The organism is Streptomyces sp. BR1, assembly GCF_052373795.1.
Classification (GTDB): domain Bacteria; phylum Actinomycetota; class Actinomycetes; order Streptomycetales; family Streptomycetaceae; genus Streptomyces.
Genome location: NZ_CM126252.1, coordinates 6,371,481 through 6,388,609, shown reverse-complemented (window position 1 = coordinate 6,388,609; position 17,129 = coordinate 6,371,481). Strand labels below are relative to the sequence as shown.

At 70.9% G+C, this 17,129-nt stretch carries 18 protein-coding genes; 5 read left to right on the top strand and 13 right to left on the bottom strand.

The annotated features are described in order from the left end of the window. Nucleotides 1–283 precede the first annotated feature (283 nt). A complete protein-coding gene (locus ACT1U9_RS28080) occupies nucleotides 284–1,246 on the bottom strand; it encodes an ROK family protein (RefSeq protein ID WP_444535403.1) in 963 nt (320 codons plus the stop codon). A gap of 192 nt (nucleotides 1,247–1,438) precedes the next feature. On the opposite strand from ACT1U9_RS28080, the gene ACT1U9_RS28075 reads away from it, so the two are divergent. Further along, a complete protein-coding gene (locus ACT1U9_RS28075) occupies nucleotides 1,439–2,476 on the top strand; it encodes a LacI family DNA-binding transcriptional regulator (protein WP_444535402.1) in 1,038 nt (345 codons plus the stop codon). A gap of 315 nt (nucleotides 2,477–2,791) precedes the next feature. Here the strand turns inward: ACT1U9_RS28075 and ACT1U9_RS28070 are convergent, their stop codons facing one another. From ACT1U9_RS28070 to ACT1U9_RS28045, 6 genes are all read right to left on the bottom strand, one after another. Further along, nucleotides 2,792–4,333 (bottom strand): serine/threonine-protein kinase, encoded by a 1,542-nt coding sequence (locus ACT1U9_RS28070; protein WP_444535401.1) that lies wholly within the window; start codon nucleotides 4,331–4,333, stop codon nucleotides 2,792–2,794. 68 nt (nucleotides 4,334–4,401) lie between these two features. Continuing rightward, a complete protein-coding gene (locus ACT1U9_RS28065) occupies nucleotides 4,402–5,700 on the bottom strand; it encodes a DUF6986 family protein (RefSeq protein WP_444535400.1) in 1,299 nt (432 codons plus the stop codon). A gap of 158 nt (nucleotides 5,701–5,858) precedes the next feature. Next, nucleotides 5,859–6,821 (bottom strand): electron transfer flavoprotein subunit alpha/FixB family protein, encoded by a 963-nt coding sequence (locus tag ACT1U9_RS28060; protein WP_444535399.1) that lies wholly within the window; start codon nucleotides 6,819–6,821, stop codon nucleotides 5,859–5,861. Between the two features lie 68 nt (nucleotides 6,822–6,889). Continuing rightward, nucleotides 6,890–7,675 carry an electron transfer flavoprotein subunit beta/FixA family protein gene (locus tag ACT1U9_RS28055; protein ID WP_444535398.1) on the bottom strand — a complete coding sequence of 262 codons (786 nt, stop codon included), beginning with the start codon at nucleotides 7,673–7,675 and terminating at the stop codon, nucleotides 6,890–6,892. 238 nt (nucleotides 7,676–7,913) lie between these two features. Next, nucleotides 7,914–8,423 (bottom strand): flavin reductase family protein, encoded by a 510-nt coding sequence (locus ACT1U9_RS28050; RefSeq protein ID WP_444535397.1) that lies wholly within the window; start codon nucleotides 8,421–8,423, stop codon nucleotides 7,914–7,916. Between the two features lie 207 nt (nucleotides 8,424–8,630). Continuing rightward, the gene (locus tag ACT1U9_RS28045; RefSeq protein WP_444539268.1) at nucleotides 8,631–8,954 is read right to left on the bottom strand and encodes a TlpA family protein disulfide reductase; all 324 of its coding nucleotides are present in this window, start codon (nucleotides 8,952–8,954) and stop codon (nucleotides 8,631–8,633) included. Between the two features lie 228 nt (nucleotides 8,955–9,182). Between ACT1U9_RS28045 and ACT1U9_RS28040 the strand changes: the two genes are divergently transcribed. Then, entirely contained in the window at nucleotides 9,183–9,914 is a 732-nt protein-coding gene (locus ACT1U9_RS28040) for a lysophospholipid acyltransferase family protein (RefSeq protein ID WP_444535396.1), read from the top strand. 4 nt (nucleotides 9,915–9,918) lie between these two features. On the opposite strand, the gene ACT1U9_RS28035 is transcribed toward ACT1U9_RS28040, so the two are convergent. From ACT1U9_RS28035 to ACT1U9_RS28015, 5 genes are all read right to left on the bottom strand, one after another. Next, the gene (locus tag ACT1U9_RS28035) at nucleotides 9,919–10,617 is read right to left on the bottom strand and encodes a B3/B4 domain-containing protein (RefSeq protein ID WP_444535395.1); all 699 of its coding nucleotides are present in this window, start codon (nucleotides 10,615–10,617) and stop codon (nucleotides 9,919–9,921) included. A gap of 13 nt (nucleotides 10,618–10,630) precedes the next feature. Then, nucleotides 10,631–11,230, bottom strand: a complete 600-nt coding sequence (locus ACT1U9_RS28030) for a transglutaminase-like domain-containing protein (protein WP_444535394.1) — start codon at nucleotides 11,228–11,230, stop codon at nucleotides 10,631–10,633. Nucleotides 11,231–11,305: 75 nt separating this feature from the next. After that, nucleotides 11,306–12,367, bottom strand: coding sequence for a threonine aldolase family protein (locus ACT1U9_RS28025; RefSeq protein WP_444535393.1), 1,062 nt, complete (start codon nucleotides 12,365–12,367; stop codon nucleotides 11,306–11,308). Next, nucleotides 12,364–13,125, bottom strand: a complete 762-nt coding sequence (locus tag ACT1U9_RS28020) for an SDR family NAD(P)-dependent oxidoreductase (protein WP_444535392.1) — start codon at nucleotides 13,123–13,125, stop codon at nucleotides 12,364–12,366. Before ACT1U9_RS28020 ends, ACT1U9_RS28025 begins: the two co-directional genes overlap by 4 nt. 23 nt (nucleotides 13,126–13,148) lie before the next feature. Then, nucleotides 13,149–14,543 carry a DUF6421 family protein gene (locus ACT1U9_RS28015; protein WP_444535391.1) on the bottom strand — a complete coding sequence of 465 codons (1,395 nt, stop codon included), beginning with the start codon at nucleotides 14,541–14,543 and terminating at the stop codon, nucleotides 13,149–13,151. A gap of 288 nt (nucleotides 14,544–14,831) precedes the next feature. On the opposite strand from ACT1U9_RS28015, the gene ACT1U9_RS28010 reads away from it, so the two are divergent. Both ACT1U9_RS28010 and ACT1U9_RS28005 read left to right on the top strand, forming a co-directional pair. Continuing rightward, a complete protein-coding gene (locus ACT1U9_RS28010; protein WP_444535390.1) occupies nucleotides 14,832–14,957 on the top strand; it encodes a hypothetical protein in 126 nt (41 codons plus the stop codon). Between the two features lie 70 nt (nucleotides 14,958–15,027). Continuing rightward, complete coding sequence (locus tag ACT1U9_RS28005; protein WP_444535389.1) at nucleotides 15,028–15,711, top strand: glycerophosphodiester phosphodiesterase; 684 nt, start codon at nucleotides 15,028–15,030, stop codon at nucleotides 15,709–15,711. A 24-nt stretch (nucleotides 15,712–15,735) separates the two neighbouring features. Here the strand turns inward: ACT1U9_RS28005 and ACT1U9_RS28000 are convergent, their stop codons facing one another. Continuing rightward, the gene (locus ACT1U9_RS28000; protein ID WP_444535388.1) at nucleotides 15,736–16,278 is read right to left on the bottom strand and encodes a GNAT family N-acetyltransferase; all 543 of its coding nucleotides are present in this window, start codon (nucleotides 16,276–16,278) and stop codon (nucleotides 15,736–15,738) included. Nucleotides 16,279–16,478: 200 nt separating this feature from the next. Here ACT1U9_RS28000 and ACT1U9_RS27995 point away from each other — a divergent pair, with 200 nt between their 5' ends. Further along, nucleotides 16,479–17,057, top strand: coding sequence for a DUF5134 domain-containing protein (locus tag ACT1U9_RS27995; RefSeq protein WP_444535387.1), 579 nt, complete (start codon nucleotides 16,479–16,481; stop codon nucleotides 17,055–17,057). The last annotated feature ends 72 nt before the right edge of the window (nucleotides 17,058–17,129 follow it).

Sequence of the window (17,129 nt, the reverse complement as noted above, 5' to 3'; positions counted from 1 at the left end):
CGATGTCCCGCGACGCTCCCGGGCACAGCAGGACCTCTGAACGATGACTGCGCCATGTCCCCCTCCTTGGGGTGCAACCCAACACAACCGAACGCGTGGCTTGGATCACACCCCCAAGTGAGGGCGCCGTCAAGGGTTTTGACGCGACACCGGGTAACCGTTACCAGTTCTATTCCAACAGACTCCAACAAGCTCTACCGCAAACGCGCGTCGCCAGCGAGCGCAGCACGAAGTGCGTCTCATCGGCTCAACTGCCGTGAATCCGGCGGAAGGTGATGAGACATCACCTTCCCGCCCGCACCGCCCGGCGAGCAGTCGTCGGAGCGCTGACGGCCGCGGCGGCCGCGCCCACCAGACCCGCGTCCGTACCCATCAGCGCGGGGGCGACCTTGAGGCCCTGGACGAAGGACAGCGTGGCGTAGTCGTGCAGGGCCCGGCGCAGCGGGGCGAAGAGGATGTCGCCCGCGCCCGCCACTCCCCCGCCGATCACCGCGATCTCGATCTCCGTCAGGGTCGCGGTCGCCGCGATGCCCGCGGCCAGCGCCTGGGCGGCCCGCTCGAACGAGGCGAGCGCGACCGGATGCCCGGCGCGCGCGGCCTCGGCCACGGCGGCGGCCGAGGCGTCGCCGTCGGGGCCCGGGGTCCAGCCGCCCGCCAGGGCGCGGCGGGCGATGTTCGGGCCGCTGGCGATCCGCTCCACGCAGCCGCGCGCCCCGCACGGACACGCGTCCCCGTCCAGGTCGACGCTGATGTGACCGATGTGGCCCGCGTTGCCGGTGGGTCCGGGGTGCAGTCGGCCGTTGAGGACGAGACCGCCGCCCACGCCCGTGGAGACGACCATGCACAGCGCGTTGTCGTAGCCGCGGGCCGCGCCCAGCCAGTGCTCGGCCGCGGTCATCGCGACACCGTCGCCGACCAGCTCGACGGGGAGCCCCCCGGTCGCCGCCCGTACCCGCTCGACCAGCGGAAACCCACGCCAGCCGGGGATGTTGACCGGGCTGACGGTCCCGTTGGAGGCGTCGACCGGGCCCGCGCTGCCGATGCCGACGGAGGTGACCCGCGCCCACAGCGCGGATCCGGCCAGCTCGGCGAGCACCTCGTCGACAGCACGCGCCACCGTCTCGCCGTCCTCCTGCGCGGGGGTCGGCCGCTGCGTCCGTACGAGCAGACGGCCACCGGCGTCCACCAGCGCTCCGGCGATCTTGGTTCCGCCGATGTCGAGCGCGGCGACGAGGTCGGTGTGCATCGGTGTCGGATCTCCTGGTGGGCGCGGGTACGAAGCTAGTCGGATCAACAGTCTCCATTCACCTGACAACGTTGTCCAGGGCCTATGCTCGACGCCACACGGCGATCCCCCGCGATCCGCTCCGCACACCACCCGTAACCCCCCGTATCCCTCGCACCCCTCGATCCTCCCGACGACGACAGGACACCGCACGTGGCCGAGACCACCCGCCACCATGAGCCCCGTTACGGCATCCGGCCCACCATGAAGGATGTCGCCTCGCGCGCCGGTGTGGGGCTGAAAACGGTATCCCGGGTCGTGAACGGCGAGGCCGGGGTCACCCCGGACACCGAGCGGCGCGTCCAGGAGGCGATCGAGGCGCTGGGGTTCCGCCGCAACGACAGCGCGCGCGTGCTGCGCAAGGGCCGCACCGCGTCCATCGGGCTCGTCCTCGAAGACCTCGCCGACCCGTTCTACGGGCCGCTCAGCCGCGCGATCGAGGAGGTCGCGCGGGCGCACGGGGCGCTGCTGATCAACGGCTCCAGCGCCGAGGACGCCGAACGCGAGCAGGAGCTGGTGCTCGCCTTCTGCGCGCGCCGCGTCGACGGGCTCATCGTCATTCCGGCGGGCGGCGACCACCGCTATCTGGAGCCCGAGATAAAGGCCGGGGTCGCGACGGTCTTCGTCGACCGTCCCGCCGGGCAGATCGAGGCGGACGCGGTGCTCTCCGACAGCTTCGGGGGTGCGCGCGAGGGCGTCGCGCATCTGGTCGCGCACGGGCACCGGCGGATCGGGTTCATCGGTGACCAGCCGCGTATCCACACCGCGACCGAGCGGCTGCGGGGGTATCGGGCGGCGATGGAGGAAGCGGGGCTCGTCGTCGACGACGCGTGGGTCGCGCTCGGCTCGACCGATCCCGAGCGGGTGCGGTCGGCCGTCGAGGCGATGCTCAGCGGGCCGTCGCCGGTCACCGCGATCTTCGCGGGGAACAACCGGGTGACGGTGACGGTGGTACGTACGCTGGCCGGGCGTTCGCGGCCGGTCGCGTTCGTCGGGTTCGACGACATCGAGCTCGCCGATCTGCTGGGGATCACGGTGATCTCGCAGGATGCGGCGGCGCTTGGGCGTGTTGCGGCGGAGCGGTTGTTTCGGCGGCTCGACGGGGTCGATGAGGCGCCCGCTCGGGTGGTCGTGCCTACCGCGCTGATCGCGCGGGGGTCCGGGGAGATTGCGCCGCCCGGCGATCTCTGAGTGCGGGGCGCTCCGCGGGGTGCTGGTCCTTCGGCTGCGGACCGTGCCGCGCTCCGTTGGAGTGCCCGGCATTCGGCTGCGGACCGTGCGTGGCTTGTCGCGCAGTTCCCCGCGCCCCTAAGAGCCTGTCTTTGAACCCCCGCCTGCGCCCCGACGCCCGGTGCGCACGCTCGCCGTGCGGTGTCCCAGGACAGGTGGCTCCGCCACATGACCTGGCACACCGCACGCCGATCGCACGCACCGACCGCCGCTGCGCCCGCCTTCCGGGCGGACGACGGGGGTTCAAAGACAGGCTCTAAAGGCGGCACCTCCACGTCAGCAGATCTTTAGTCCCGGCACCGGGTGGTTGTTGGTGCCGCCCTTTATGTAGACCACGCTGACGTAGACGTTGTTGTTGCCGTTGTCGTCGTCCGTCTTTGCCCAGTACGTGTTGGTCCACTTGCCGTATGTCTCGCGGCGGCCCAAGTCGGCCTGGCAGAAGAAGTAGTTGGTGCCCGCGCGCAGCGTGCCCGCCGCGCCGCCGTCGTGGCGGTAGCTCTTCGCGGTGCGCCACACCTGGCAGTTGTACCTGCCGCCGCCGATGGGCTCGCACGCGGAGGCGGGGCTGCCCGATGGCTTCTTGCTCGGTTCCACGGTGCTTTTCTTGTGCTCTTTCTTGCCCGCAGGGTGGGTGCTGGTCGCGGTGGACGGGTGGGCGCCGCCGTCCCAGGCGCGGCCCGTGCCGTCATCGGCGGTCGACCCCGGGCTCGGGCTGGTCGCCGAGCCGACGGCCTGCTGATGGGTGCCCTTGTCGTCGCCCGTGCCGACCAGCGCGTACGTCACCCCGGCGCCCGCGAGCACGACGGCCGCCGCGCCCGCCGCCACCATCGCCCGCGCGCGTCCCCGCTTGGGGGCGGGCGGTGCGGGCAACGGTGCGACCACCGGGCCGAAGCCCTCGGGGCGGTGCGGCAGTACGTCTCGTACGGTCGCCTCCCGCGGCGGGGCGGCGGGCGCGCCCAGCGGCTGCGTCACGGCCGGGGCGTGGCCCTCGGCCACCGCCGACAACAGGCGCGCGGCAGTCTCCGCGTCGGGGCGCTGGGCCGGGTCCTTGTGCATGAGTTGGCGCAGTACGGTCCCGAGCGGCCCCGCCCGGACCGGCTCGGGCAGCGGCTCCACCACGATGGCGTTCAGCGTCGACCAGGTGGAGGTTCGGCGGAACGGCGAGGAGCCCTCCACCGCCGCGTACAGCGTGGCGCCGAGCGCCCACACGTCCGAGGCGGGGCCCGGATCCTGGCCCTTGGCCCGCTCGGGCGCCAAGTAGTCGAGGGAGCCGACCAGTTCACCGCTGCGGGTCAGATGCGTGGCCGAGCCGTCTCCGGGGTCGTCCATGGCGGCGATGCCGAAGTCGGTGAGCACCACCCGGCCGCCGCGCTCCAGCAGGATGTTGCCGGGCTTCACATCTCGGTGCAGTACGCCGACGCGGTGGGCGGCGGCCAGCGCTTCGAGGACGCAGGCTCCGATGACGGCGGCCTCGCGCGCGTCGAGCGTGCCGCGCTCGCCCAGTACGCCGTCGAGCGAGGGGCCCTCGACGAGCTCCATCACGATGACCGGGCGGCCGTCGTGTTCGGTGACGTCATGGACGGCGATGACCGAAGGGTGCCGCACGCGCGCGGCCGCGCGTGCCTCGCGCTGCATGCGCAGCCGCAGGTCGCCGAGTTCGGGCCCCGAGGCGTCGCTGTACGTCCGCAGTTCCTTGACCGCGACCTCGCGGCCGAGCACCTCGTCGACGGCGCGCCAGACGACGCCCATGCCGCCCCGGCCCAGCTGTTCGACGAGCCGGTAGCGGCCCGCGAGCCGGTCGTTCTCCCCCGATGACACCGCTGCCCCGTTCCGTGTGGCGGTTGTGGTCGCGTACAGACTACGGGGCAGCGGTGACAGCGCTCGGGCTACGGGGTGGTGACGGTGAGGGCCGCGCGGCGCGGGGAGGCGAAGCCGTCGAGGTCGGCGCGGGTGAGGCCGGTGAGGCGGGCGACCTCCTCGTTGTCGAGGGCGCCGCAGTCCAGGCCGCGCAGCAGGAAACCGCTGAGCGCCTTGGCGGTCGCGGGCTCGTCCATGACGTCGCCGCCCGCCTTCGCCACATACGCGGCGAGCCGCGCCGCGGCCTGCTCCAGGCCCTCGCGGTAGAACGCGTAGACGGCCGCGTAACGGGTCGGCAGATGGCCCGGGTGCATGTCCCAGCCCTGGTAGTACGCGCGGGCCAGGGCGCGCCGGGTGAGGCCGTAGTGGAGCCGCCAGGCCTCGTGGACGTGCGCGGTGGAGCCGATGGGCAGCACGTTGGTGGAGCCGTCCGAGACCCGTACGCCGGTGCCCGCCGCCGCGACCTGCATCACGGCCTTGGCGTGGTCGGCGGCCGGGTGGTCGCTGGCCTGGTAGGCGGCGGAGACGCCCACGCACGCGCTGTAGTCGAAGGTGCCGTAGTGCAGGCCGGTCGCGCGGCCCTGCGCGGCGTCGATCATCTTGGCCACGGCGGCGGTGCCGTCGGCGGCCAGGATGGACTGGCTGGTCTCGATCTGGATCTCGAACCCGAGGCGCCCGGCGGGCAGGCCGTGCGCCTTCTCGAAGGCCTCCAGGAGCCGTACGAACGCGCTGACCTGCTCGGGGTAGGTCACCTTCGGCAGGGTCAGGACGAGCCCGTCGGGCAGGCCGCCGTGCTCCATGAGGCCGGTGAGGAAGACGTCCGTGGTGCGGATGCCCCGGTCGCGTACGGCCGCTTCCATGCACTTCATACGGATGCCCATGTACGGGGCCGCCGTGCCGTTCGCGTACGCCTCGTGGATCAGGCGGGCCGCGCGGGCGGCGGTCGCGTCCTCCTCGGCGTCCGGGCGCGGGCCGTAGCCGTCCTCGAAGTCGACGCGCAGGTCTTCGATCGGCTCGCGCTCCAGCTTGGCGCGCACCCGGTCGTAGACGGGGGCGGCGAGCTCGTCGGCGATGCCGAGCACCTCGGCGAAGGAGGCGGCGGCCGGGGCGTGCTCGTCCAGGGCGGCCAGCGCCTGGTCGCCCCAGGTGCGGATGGTGGCGGCGTCGAAGACGTCACCCGGTACGTAGACGGTGTGCACGGGCTGGCGGGTGCCGGGGTCTCCCGGGTAGCGGCGGGCGAGCTCCTCGTCCACGGCCACCAGCGAGGCGCTGATCTCCTCGCTGACGCCGCCGGCGAGGCTCGTCGCCACCTTCTCCTGCTGACCCATCCTGCACCCTCCGCGTTCAGGTTTCCACGTGGCGGAATCAATGCTCCGCATAGCAGAATTTAGTAACGGGGTACCTCTGCCGTCAATGGTTGCCCAAAACGGCCGGGGGCCGCGCGGTGAAGATCACCACGCGGCCCCCGGTCGAGCGAACGGGCAGGTCAGCCCTTGCGCGCCTTGACCTCGTCGGTCAGCTGCGGGACGACGTCGAACAGGTCGCCGACCACGCCGTAGTCGACCAGGTCGAAGATCGGGGCCTCGGAGTCCTTGTTGATGGCCACGATGGTCTTCGAGGTCTGCATGCCCGCGCGGTGCTGGATCGCACCGGAGATGCCGGACGCGATGTACAGCTGCGGCGAGACCGACTTGCCGGTCTGGCCGACCTGGTTGGAGTGCGGGTACCAGCCGGCGTCGACGGCGGCGCGGGAGGCGCCGACGGCGGCACCGAGCGAGTCGGCCAGCGCCTCGATGATCGCGAAGTTCTCGGCGCCGTTGACGCCGCGGCCGCCGGAGACCACGATCGCGGCCTCGGTCAGCTCGGGGCGGCCGGTCGACTCGCGCGGGGTGCGGGCGACGACCTTGGTGCCGGTGGCCTGCGCGGAGAAGGTGACCGACAGGGCCTCGACGGCGCCCGCGGCCGGGGCGGCCTCCACGGCGGCCGAGTTCGGCTTGACCGTGATGACCGGGGTGCCCTTGGAGACACGGGACTTGGTGGTGAAGGAGGCGGCGAACGCGGACTGCGTCGCGACCGGGCCCTCGTCACCGGCCTCCAGGTCGACGGCGTCGGTGATGATGCCGGAGCCGATGCGCAGCGCCAGGCGGGCCGCGATCTCCTTGCCCTCGGCGGAGGACGGCACGAGCACGGCGGCCGGGGACACGGCCTCGTACGCGGCCTGCAGCGCGTCGACCTTGGGGACGACGAGGTACTCGGCGAACTCGGGGGCGTCGACGGTCAGGACGCGGGTGGCGCCGTGCTCGGCGAGCACGGGCGCGGTGGCCTCGGCGCCGGCACCGACGGCGACGGCGACGGGCTCGCCGATGCGGCGGGCGAGCGTCAGCAGCTCCAGGGTGGGCTTGCGGACGGCGCCGTCCACGTGGTCGACGTAGACGAGAACTTCAGCCATGGGACTCAATCTCCTGCGAAGTACGAAGAATCTGGGGGCAGTTGGGCTCTACGAGCTGTCGACGAGCCTTAGATGAACTTCTGGCTCGCGAGGAACTCGGCCAGCTGCTTGCCGCCCTCGCCCTCGTCCTTGACGATCGTGCCGGCGGTGCGGGCCGGACGCTCGGCGGCCGAGTCGACCAGGGTCCAGGAGCCTTCGAGACCGACCTCGTCGGCCTCGATCTCCAGGTCTTCCAGGTCCAGCGACTCCACCGGCTTCTTCTTGGCGGCCATGATGCCCTTGAAGGACGGGTAGCGGGCCTCGCCCGACTGGTCCGTCACGGAGATGACGGCCGGCAGGGACGCCTCCAGCTGCTCCGACGCGGAGTCGCCGTCGCGGCGGCCCTTGACGGTGCCGTCCTCGACCGAGACCTCGGAGAGCAGCGTGACCTGCGGAACGTTCAGACGCTCGGCGAGCAGGGCCGGCAGCACGCCCATGGTGCCGTCGGTCGACGCCATGCCGCAGACGACCAGGTCGTAACCGGTCTTCTCGATGGCCTTGGCGAGCACCAGCGAGGTGCCGATGACGTCGGTGCCGTGCAGGTCGTCGTCCTCGACGTGGACGGCCTTGTCGGCGCCCATGGAAAGCGCCTTGCGCAGCGCGTCCTTGGCGTCCTCGGGGCCGACGGTCAGCACGGTGATCTCCGCGTCGTCCGCCTCGTCGGCGATCTGCAGTGCCTGCTCGACCGCGTACTCGTCGAGCTCCGAAAGGAGGCCGTCGACGTCGTCGCGGTCGACGGTCAGGTCATCGGCGAAGTGCCGGTCGCCGGTGGCGTCGGGCACGTACTTCACACAGACAACGATCCTCAAGCTCACGCCGGCTCTCCTACTGCATCGTCATTTCTGGGCTGCCTTGTTGCACGCAGCATAGGCGCCTGATGGGGCGGTTTCCGGTCGGGGCGACCGACGCTCCGAACGAAATATTACTCGCCAGTACACCCACTGTGTTCCCAGTAAGCAAGCGCTTTGAACTGTGACGTTTACAACGCTGAGTAACCGGCGAGTACGGAGACTTTTCGGCCCTCGCGGACGTTGAGTCGCTCCCGGAGCGAGGTCAGTCCCGCAGCCCGTTGAAGCGGCCCTGATGGTAGAGGAGCGGGCGGCCGGCGCCCGCGGGCTCGCCGACGACCGCCTGGCCGACCACGATGCGGTGGTCCCCGGCCGGGATGCGGGCCACCACGCGGCACACCAGCCACGCCAGCACCCCGTCGAGGACGGGCACGCCCTCGGGGCCCGGTTGCCAGCGGGTGGGAGCGCCGAAGCGGTCGGCGCCGCTGCGCGCGAAGGTCGCGGCCAGCTCTTCCTGGTGCTCGCCGAGTATGTGGACGCCGATGTGCTCGGTCTCGGCGACCACGGGCCAGCTGGAGGAGGCGGTGCCGATGCCGAAGGAGAGCAACGGGGGCTCGGCGGCGACCGAGTTCAGGGAGGTGGCGGTGAAGCCGACGGGCCGGCCGTCACGCTGCGCGGTGATCACCGCGACGCCCGCGGCGTGCTGGCGGAAGACAGCGCGGAAGAGCTGGGGGGAGGCGAGGCGTACGGTGCCGAGCTCGGGCGAAGCCGTCATGGAGTTGTCCTTCTGCGGTCGGTGCGAGGGGGCCGGAAGATGCTCAGCGGCCCGGACAGCGCGCACTTGCGGTGCGGACGAGGTCCACATGGACGCGCCCGTGGAGAAGGATTCGGATCGGCACATCGTCAGACTGACGATTGCGGACGGGCGCAGTCAAGTGCGTTCTACGATGTGGGAGATCCGTCACGGGACGCTCCACGCAGCTCACACCGCCTTTCCCAGCGCGGCGATCACATCGGCGCGACGCGGCTGCCCGGACGCCCGGCGCACGATCCTGCCCTCGCGGTCGAGGACCAGGACGGTGGGCGTGGCCCGGATGCCGAGGTCCCGTACGAGCGCGAGATGGTCCTCGGCGTCGATCTCCACATGCTCGACCCCCTCCACCATGGCGGCAACTTCCGCCAGAGTGCGCCGAGTTGCCCGGCAGGGCTGGCAGAACGCGGTGGAGAACTGCACCAGGGTGGCCCGCTCGCCCAGCTCCCGGCCCAACTCCCCCGCTCCGAGCCTCGGCTCGTCCTCGCGCACCACGGCCTCTCCCCTTACTTCGATGTCCGGCCGGTACAGCGCCCGGGACCGGCCGGAAGATTCCCTCACGGCCCCGACCTGGGCGTACGTGATGAGAATCTCCCTCGCACAAGGCCCCAGGACTGGCCAGCACGGCGCGTATCGGGCACGATCTGCCCAATGCCGAAAACCTACGGCTGCGTAACTTCCACCGGGAGAACCCTCCCCCGGGATCAGAAGGGCCTCCCCCAGATGGCAGAACTCGTGTATCGGCCGGTCGTCGGCGCCGCCCTGACCATGTTCAAGGCGCTCGACCTGAAGATCGACACGCAGGGTTCGGAGAACATCCCCCGCACGGGCGGGGCGGTGCTCGTCAGCAACCACATCAGCTATCTGGACTTCATCTTCACCGGTCTCGCCGCGCTGCCGCAGAAGCGTCTGGTGCGCTTCATGGCCAAGGAGTCGGTGTTCCGGCACAAGATCTCGGGCCCGCTGATGCGGGGCATGAAGCACATCCCGGTGGACCGCAAGCAGGGCGAGTCCGCGTACGCGCACGCCCTGGCCTCGCTGCGCTCCGGTGAGATCGTCGGCGTCTTCCCCGAGGCGACCATCTCGCAGTCGTTCACGCTCAAGAGCTTCAAGTCGGGTGCGGCCCGGCTCGCCCAGGAGGCGGGCGTCCCGCTGATCCCGATGGCGCTGTGGGGCACCCAGCGGGTGTGGACCAAGGGCCGCCCGCGCAACTTCAAGCGCAGCCACATCCCCGTCACCATCCGGGTCGGCGAGCCGGTGGAGGCCCCCGCCGACCAGTACGCGGGCGCCATCACCCGTCGGCTGCGCGAGCGGTGCCAGGAGCTCCTGGAAGCCGCCCAGCGCGCCTATCCGGTACGCCCGAAGGACGCCGCCGACACCTGGTGGATCCCGGCGCACCTCGGCGGCACCGCACCCACGCCCGAAGAGGTCCGCGAGCGCGAGGCCAGCCGCTGAATCGTCACGCCCCGACGCCCACCGGGGCGTGCACGGTGATGCGCGCACCGGGACTGGCCTTCTCCAGGAACTCGGCGAGCTCGGCTCCCGCCGCCTGAAGATCGCAGTGCGGCGCCATCCCCTCCAGCAGGAAGAGCGCACTGGTCGACTCCTCGGTCAGCCGGGTGCGCACCCCCTGGCGCCAGTTCCAGCGACGGCAGGTCACGCCCTCGTCGTCGCACCACACCACCTCGCCCGCGTCCGGGTGCTCGATCACCGTCTCGCCGCCCGCGACCGTGGGGAACGGCTCGTCGCCGACGGCTCGCACCAGCCGCATCGACCCCTTGATCAGATCGGCGTCCTCGCCGCCGACCGGGATGAGATGCGCGACGCTGATCGCGTTGTAGACATCGACGAGCCGGTTGACGCGCGGCAGCCCGCCGTCGGCGAGCGCGCGCTTGGCCAGCGCCTCGGCGGAGTTGCGTGTACGGGACGGCTTGGCGCCGAACGCGGTGTACGCGGCGCGCCAGGCGACCATGTGCGGGTCCTCGTGCGGGGCGAGGCCGCCGAGCCGCTCGCGCAGCCGCCGTGCGGCCTCGTCCAGCAGCGCCGAACTCACCGCGTCACTGGGGCCGTTGACGAGTTCGCGGGCCTCGACGGCGACATGGGTGAAGCCCGGCGCGAGCGCGCGGACCTCGTCGGACACGGTGAGCGTGAGCGTCATGATCGGTCGTGCCTCACAGTTCGGTCGGGAGCGTCCGCCAGAGATACGGACGGTCAGGCGCGGCCTTCAGGGCGGCCAGCACCACGGGATGTGGTACATCATAGAGTACCTGGTAGTCCACCTCACTGAACTCTGGACGAGCCTTCCAGGCCAGCCGCTCCTCCCCCAGGGAGAACTGGGCGTCGACTCCGGGCTTGTTCCCGCGCACGTCCTGCCGTGCCCACTCCCGCTCACCGGGCAGCTTCACGGCGACCAGGCCATGAATGGCGGGGTTCGAGCCGTCGTCGTCCGCGAGCCGCTGATAGCAGAGGGCGGCCGGAATCCCCTCGGCCCGCAGCAGCGCGGCATAGGCGTGCGACTTGGCGTAGCAGATACCGGTGCCCTGCTCCAGGACATCGGAGGCCCGCCAGGTGACGCGCATATCGCCCGAGTCCTGGGAGTGCGGGATGGTGTCGCGGATGAATTCATAGGCGAGCTTGGCGTATGAGTATACGTCAGGGACATCGGACGCGAGCTTCGCCGCGAGGGTGCGTACGAGCGGATGGTCATGGTCGATGACCTCGTCCGCTACAAGATAGGCCGCGAGTTCAGGGTTCTGCTGGGTGAGTCGCATGGCACGGGAGCGTACGAAAGCGGCCGACCGTAAGTCAATGACTTTACGGTCGGCCGCATATATATTCAGTTACCCCTAGCGCGACATCTCCTCCTTGAGCGCCGCCAGGAAGCCGTCCACGTCGTCCTCGGTGGTGTCGTACGAGCACATCCAGCGGACGTCGCCGGCCGCCTCGTCCCAGAAGTAGAAGCGGTAGCGCTTCTGCAGCCGCTCACTGACGTCGTGCGGAAGGCGCGCGAAGACCGCGTTCGCCTGGACCGGGTAGAGGATCTCGACGCCGCCGACCGCACTGACGCCGTCGGCGAGCCGCCGGGCCATCGCGTTGGCGTGGCGTGCGTTGCGCAGCCACAGGTCCTTGGCGAGCAGCGCCTCCAACTGCACCGATACGAAACGCATCTTGGAGGCGAGCTGCATCGACATCTTGCGGATGTGCTTCATCCGGCGCACCGCGTCCGGGTTGAGCACGACGACGGCCTCGCCGAACATCATCCCGTTCTTGGTCCCGCCGTACGAGAGCACATCGACGCCCACCGCGTTGGTGAACGCCCGCATCGGTACGTCGAGCGAAGCCGCGGCGTTGGCCAGCCGGGCGCCGTCGAGATGGACCTTCATGCCCAGTTGGTGGGCGTGGTCGCAGATCGCGCGGATCTCGTCGGGCGTGTAGACCGTGCCCAGTTCGGTGTTCTGGGCGAGCGAGACGACCTGCGGCATCGCCCGGTGCTCGTCGTCCCAGCCCCAGGCCTGCCGGTCGATGAGCTCGGGGGTGAGCTTCCCGTCCGGCGTGGGCACGGTGAGCAGCTTCAGGCCCGCCATGCGCTCGGGAGCGCCGCCCTCGTCCACGTTGATGTGCGCGGTCTCGGCGCACACCACCGAACCCCAGCGGTCGGTCAGCGCCTGGAGGGCCACCACGTTGGCGCCCGTGCCGTTGAAGACCGGGAACGCCTGCGCGTCGGCGCCGAAGTGGCTGTGGATGACCCGCTGGAGGTGGTCGGTGTACTCGTCCTCGCCGTAGGAGATCTGGTGACCTCCGTTGGCGAGGGCCATCGCGGCCAGGATCTCGGGGTGCACACCGGCGTAGTTGTCGCTGGCGAAGCCGCGCACCTCGGGGTCGTGGTGGCGGCGCGCGTCCGTCCTCACGGCTTCGGGGTCAGCCACAGACGCTGTCCGTTCACTTCCGCGGCGGGCTTGTTCCAGACCCCGGCGATCTCCCCGGCGAGTTCCTTGACGTCGGTGAAGCCCGCGAACTTCGCGTTCGGGCGCTCCTCGCGCATCGCGTCGTGCACCAGCGCCTTGATCACCAGGATGACGGCGGCGGCGCTCGGCCCTTCCTCGCCGCCCGCCTTGCGGAAGGCGTCGGCGAGCGCGAGCGTCCACGCCTCGGCGGCCGCCTTGCCCGCGTTGTACGCGGCGTTGTTGGCGGTCGGCTTGTGCGCGCCGGACTGGCTCACCAGCACATAGCGGCCGCGGTCGCTGCGCATCAGTCCCTCGTGGAAGGCGAGCGAGGTGTGCTGAACCGTCTTGATCAGCAGCTTCTCCAGGAGCTCCCAGTCGGCGAGGTCCGTCTCGGCGAAGGACGCGCTGCCGCGCCAGCCGCCGACGAGGTGGACCAGGCCGTCGATGCGGCCGAACTCCTTCTCCGTGCGCGCCGCCCACTCGCGGGTCGCGTCCAGATCGAGCAGGTCGACGGTGTCGCCCACCACGGTCGCCCCGCCGTGCGCGTAACGCGCCGCGTCCACGGCCTCCGCAAGGCGTGCCGCGTCCGCGTCGGACGCCACCACGACGGCACCCGCCTCGGCGAGCCTGAGCAGGGCGGCGCGGCCCGCCGGACCCGCCGCCCCGGCCACCGCGATCACGGCGCCGCTGAGCGGGCCGTTGCCATTCCCATTGCCGTTCATGATCGTCTCCTCCGCACGAGCGCTCACGCGGCGGCTCGCTCGGCACTCGCCGCGGTGATTCCCTTGGTGGAGGCAATCACGTCCTTCAGCTTCTTGGCGAGGGCCTCATAGAACATGCTCAGGGGAAACTCGTCCGCAAGCACGTCGTCGACGAGTTTGCGCGGCGGCTGCGAGAGGTCCAGGGCGTCCGGGCCCTTGGCCCAGCGGGATCCCGGGTGCGGCGCGAGATAGGTCGAGACCAGGTCGTACGCGGCGAACCAGTGCACCAGCTTCGGGCGGTCGATGCCGTCCCGGTAGAGCTTCTCGATCTCGGCGCAGAGCTGGTTGGTGACGGCCGGGGCCTGCTCCCAGTCGATGTGCAGCTTGTTGTCGGTCCAGCGCACCACGTCGTGCTTGTGCAGGTACGCGAAGAGGAGCTGGCCGCCGAGGCCGTCGTAGTTGCGCACGCGGTCGCCGGAGACGGGGAAGCGGAACATCCGGTCGAAGAGCACCGCGTACTGCACATCACGGCCGTGCTGGTTGCCCTCGGCCTCCAGCTTCACGGCCTCCTTGAAGGCGGTGAGGTCGCAGCGCAGCTCCTCCAGGCCGTACATCCAGAACGGCTGGCGCTGCTTGATCATGAACGGGTCGAACGGCAGGTCGCCGTGGCTGTGCGTGCGGTCGTGGATCATGTCCCAGAGCACGAACGCCTTCTCGCAGCGCTCCTGGTCACCGACCATCTCGGCGATGTCCTCGGGCAGTTGGACGCCGAGGAGGTCGACCGCGGCCTCGGTCACGCGGCGGAAGCGCGCGGCCTCGCGGTCGCAGAAGATGCCGCCCCAGGTGAAGCGCTCGGGCGCCTCGCGCACGGCGATGGTCTCCGGGAAGAGGACCGCCGAGTTGGTGTCGTACCCGGCGGTGAAGTCCTCGAAGGCGATGCCGCAGAACAGCGGGTTGTCGTAGCGCGTGGCCTCAAGATCGGCCAGCCACTCGGGCCACACCATGCGCAGCAGGACCGCTTCGAGGTTGCGGTCCGGGTTGCCGTTCTGCGTGTACATGGGGAAGACGACCAGGCGCTGCAGGCCGTCGGCGCGGTCCGCGGCCGGGTGGAAGGCCAGCAGCGAGTCCAGGAAGTCCGGCACGTCGAAGGCGTCGTCGGCCCACTTGCGCAGGTCCGCGACGAGCGCACCGTGATACGCGGCGTCGTGCGGCAGCAGCGGCGAAAGCTCCTCGACCGCACCGACGATCCGCTCGACCACGGCCTCGGCGGCCGCGCGGGTGGGCGCGCCCTCGGCGTCGAAGTCGATGGATCCGTCCTTGGACTGCCAGGGCCGGATCTCCTCGACGGAACGCTTGAGCACGGACCAGGCAGGGTGCTCGACCACCGGTCGGTCGGCGATGGCGCCGGCGACCACGTCCTGCACAAGAATTTCCGTCATGTCACTTCCTCCACGGGAGAACCTCGCGTTAAGACACCGTATCCGTGTTCGGTTCACCGGCTCAAGAGGGATATCGGGAAATTATCCTGCACACCTTCACGTGGGCCGCTGTTCTTCCTGCCATCGGCACCCGAGGCGCACGCTTCTATCACGGCGCGGACGTAGTGCCAACCCCGTCAAGCTCCGGGGGACTCGCCCACCCCCGGGTGACACCTCTGGCTGCGGGACACCCCGGACGGGTAGGACGGGAAAGTCCCTCCAGTCCCCCGAGTGCGGAGGCGTAACCCCATGAGTACCCGCGCCGTCCTTGTCGCAGCCCTCATCACCGGACTCGTCCTGGGCATCGCGGCCACCCGGGGAAACGACTCCGCCGCCCCGCGCGAGCCGGGGTCCAACGTGCGGGCGGGCCGTTAGGCTGCGGCACTGCCGCGTGGGCACGGGACCGCCCGCGCGCGATCCGCCGTCGACGGAAGCGAGGCCTGTCTTGACGTTCCTCACCATCGGTCATCGCGGGGTCATGGGTGTCGAGCCGGAGAACACCCTGCGTTCGTTCGTCCGCGCCGAACGCGCGGGCATGGACGCCATCGAACTCGATCTGCATCTGAGCAAGGACGGCGCCCTCGTCGTGCTGCACGACGCGGATGTGGACCGCACCACGGACGGGACGGGCCCGGTCGCCGAGAAGACGGTCGCCGAGCTGCGCGAGCTGGACGCCGGTCAGGGCGAGCGCATCCCGCTCTTCGAGGAGGTCCTGGACGCGGTCGGCTCACCGCTCCAGGCCGAGATCAAGGATGTGGCGGCCGCCGTCGAGCTGGCGCGCGTCATCCACGCGCGCGACCTCGTCGGCCGCGTCACGGTGTCGTCGTTCCACGACGAGGCGCTGGCCCGGATGGTGTCGCTGGTGCCGGGCGTACGGACGGTACTGATCGCGAGCCGGTGGGAGGACGACCTCACCGACCGGGCCAGGGCGGTGGGCGCGCACGCGCTGTCACTGGACATCCGCCACCTCACGCTGGCGGCCGTCGAGCGCGCACACGCCGAGTCCTTGCAGGTGATCGGCTGGGTGGTGAACACCCAGGACCATCTGCGACTGGTGCGCGCGCTCGGTCTGGACGGCGCGACGACGGACTGCCCGGAGATCCGCCGCACCGGCCGCTTCACCGCCTGAACCGGCCGGGGGCCGGGCGGTCGGTCAGGCCAACTCCTTGACCAGCAGCTCGAATTCGAGGTCCGCGCGCTGCGGGATGCCGAAGCGGTCGTCGCCGTACGGGAAGGGCGTCATCCTTCCGGTACGGCGGTAGCCGCGCCGCTCGTACCAGGCGATCAGCTCGTCCCGTACGGAGATCACCGTCATGTGCATCTCGGTGACGCCCCACGCCTCGCGCGCGGTGCGCTCCGCCTCGGCGATGATCTCCTTGCCGAGGCCGCTGCCCTGGAGCTCGGGGCGGACCGCGAACATGCCGAAGTAGGCGGCGTCGCCCCGGTGTTCGAGCTGGCAGCAGGCGACGATACGGCCGTCCAGCTCCACGGTGAGCAGTCGGCTGCCCGGGCTGTGGATCACCTGGCGCACGCCCTCGGGGTCGGTGCGCTGCCCTTCGAGGATGTCCGCCTCGGTGGTCCAGCCGGCCCGGCTGGAGTCCCCGCGATAGGCCGACTCGATGAGCGGTACCAGCTCCTCGACATCGGCTTCGGTGGCGTCCCGGTAGCTCAGCTCTCCGGCGCGGGTGGTGTCCATGGCGAACCTTCTCCCAACTGCATCAATACGTCGTACGTCACGGGGGCACCACGAGCGTATCCCTCTCCCCCGCACCCCTTTGGACGGCTCCGGATCGCGGACGTGCGCTCCCCCCATGTGCCCTTGCGCCCGCGTGCGCGGCGCCTCGCATGGGCATCGACTCCTCGGCAGGGCCACACGTCGAGCGGGGAGGTGGGGCCATGCACGGATCCGCGCTGTCCAGCTGGCTGCTCGTGGCGGTGTGCGCGGCGGCGGGCGCGTACTGCCTGATGCGGTTGCGCAGCGACTGCGAGCGGGCGCGCAGTGCGGCCGGCGGCGAGGCCGTGATGGGCTTCGGCATGGCCGCGATGGCCGTCCCGGCGGCCTTCGCGACGCCGCCGTCCTGGCTGTTCGCCGCCTACGCCGCGGTCTTCGGCGTCGCGGCCCTGCGCGCGGGCTGGCTGATCCTCGCAACGACCGCGAAGTCCGCCGGAACACATCATCTGCACCACGCCGTCGGCTCGCTCGCCATGGTCTACATGGCGCTGGCCATGAGCGCGCCCGGCGGCCACACCTCGCACCACGACCACGCAGGCCCCGCCGGGGGCATTCCGCTCGTCACCGGGGCGCTGCTCGTCTACTACGTGGGATACGTGCTCACCACGGGAGCGCGACTGCTGCCGGCGGCGGGACCGGCCCGTGAGGGCGCGGCGATCGCCTGGGGCGCGCGGCCCGAACTCACCCTGGCCTGCCGGTTGTCGATGGGAATCGCGATGCTCGCCATGCTCATCGCACTCTGAAACCCAGCCGCGCGCCTTGGTCGATGATCGTGATCAAAACGTGGCGTGCGTCACTTGGCGCACGAGGTCATA

Bases quoted from the DNA above. Each gene is read 5' to 3' on its own strand.
- ACT1U9_RS28080 (WP_444535403.1), bottom strand. From the start codon at position 1,246: ATGCACACCGACCTCGTCGCCGCGCTCGACATCGGCGGAACCAAGATC.
- ACT1U9_RS28065 (WP_444535400.1), bottom strand. From the start codon at position 5,700: ATGGGTCAGCAGGAGAAGGTGGCGACGAGCCTCGCCGGCGGCGTCAGC.
- ACT1U9_RS28060 (WP_444535399.1), bottom strand. From the start codon at position 6,821: ATGGCTGAAGTTCTCGTCTACGTCGACCACGTGGACGGCGCCGTCCGC.
- ACT1U9_RS28050 (WP_444535397.1), bottom strand. From the start codon at position 8,423: ATGACGGCTTCGCCCGAGCTCGGCACCGTACGCCTCGCCTCCCCCCAG.
- ACT1U9_RS28040 (WP_444535396.1), top strand. From the start codon at position 9,183: ATGGCAGAACTCGTGTATCGGCCGGTCGTCGGCGCCGCCCTGACCATG.
- ACT1U9_RS28035 (WP_444535395.1), bottom strand. From the start codon at position 10,617: ATGACGCTCACGCTCACCGTGTCCGACGAGGTCCGCGCGCTCGCGCCG.
- ACT1U9_RS28030 (WP_444535394.1), bottom strand. From the start codon at position 11,230: ATGCGACTCACCCAGCAGAACCCTGAACTCGCGGCCTATCTTGTAGCG.
- ACT1U9_RS28020 (WP_444535392.1), bottom strand. From the start codon at position 13,125: ATGAACGGCAATGGGAATGGCAACGGCCCGCTCAGCGGCGCCGTGATC.
- ACT1U9_RS28015 (WP_444535391.1), bottom strand. From the start codon at position 14,543: ATGACGGAAATTCTTGTGCAGGACGTGGTCGCCGGCGCCATCGCCGAC.
- ACT1U9_RS28010 (WP_444535390.1), top strand. From the start codon at position 14,832: ATGAGTACCCGCGCCGTCCTTGTCGCAGCCCTCATCACCGGACTCGTC.
- ACT1U9_RS28000 (WP_444535388.1), bottom strand. From the start codon at position 16,278: ATGGACACCACCCGCGCCGGAGAGCTGAGCTACCGGGACGCCACCGAA.
- ACT1U9_RS27995 (WP_444535387.1), top strand. From the start codon at position 16,479: ATGCACGGATCCGCGCTGTCCAGCTGGCTGCTCGTGGCGGTGTGCGCG.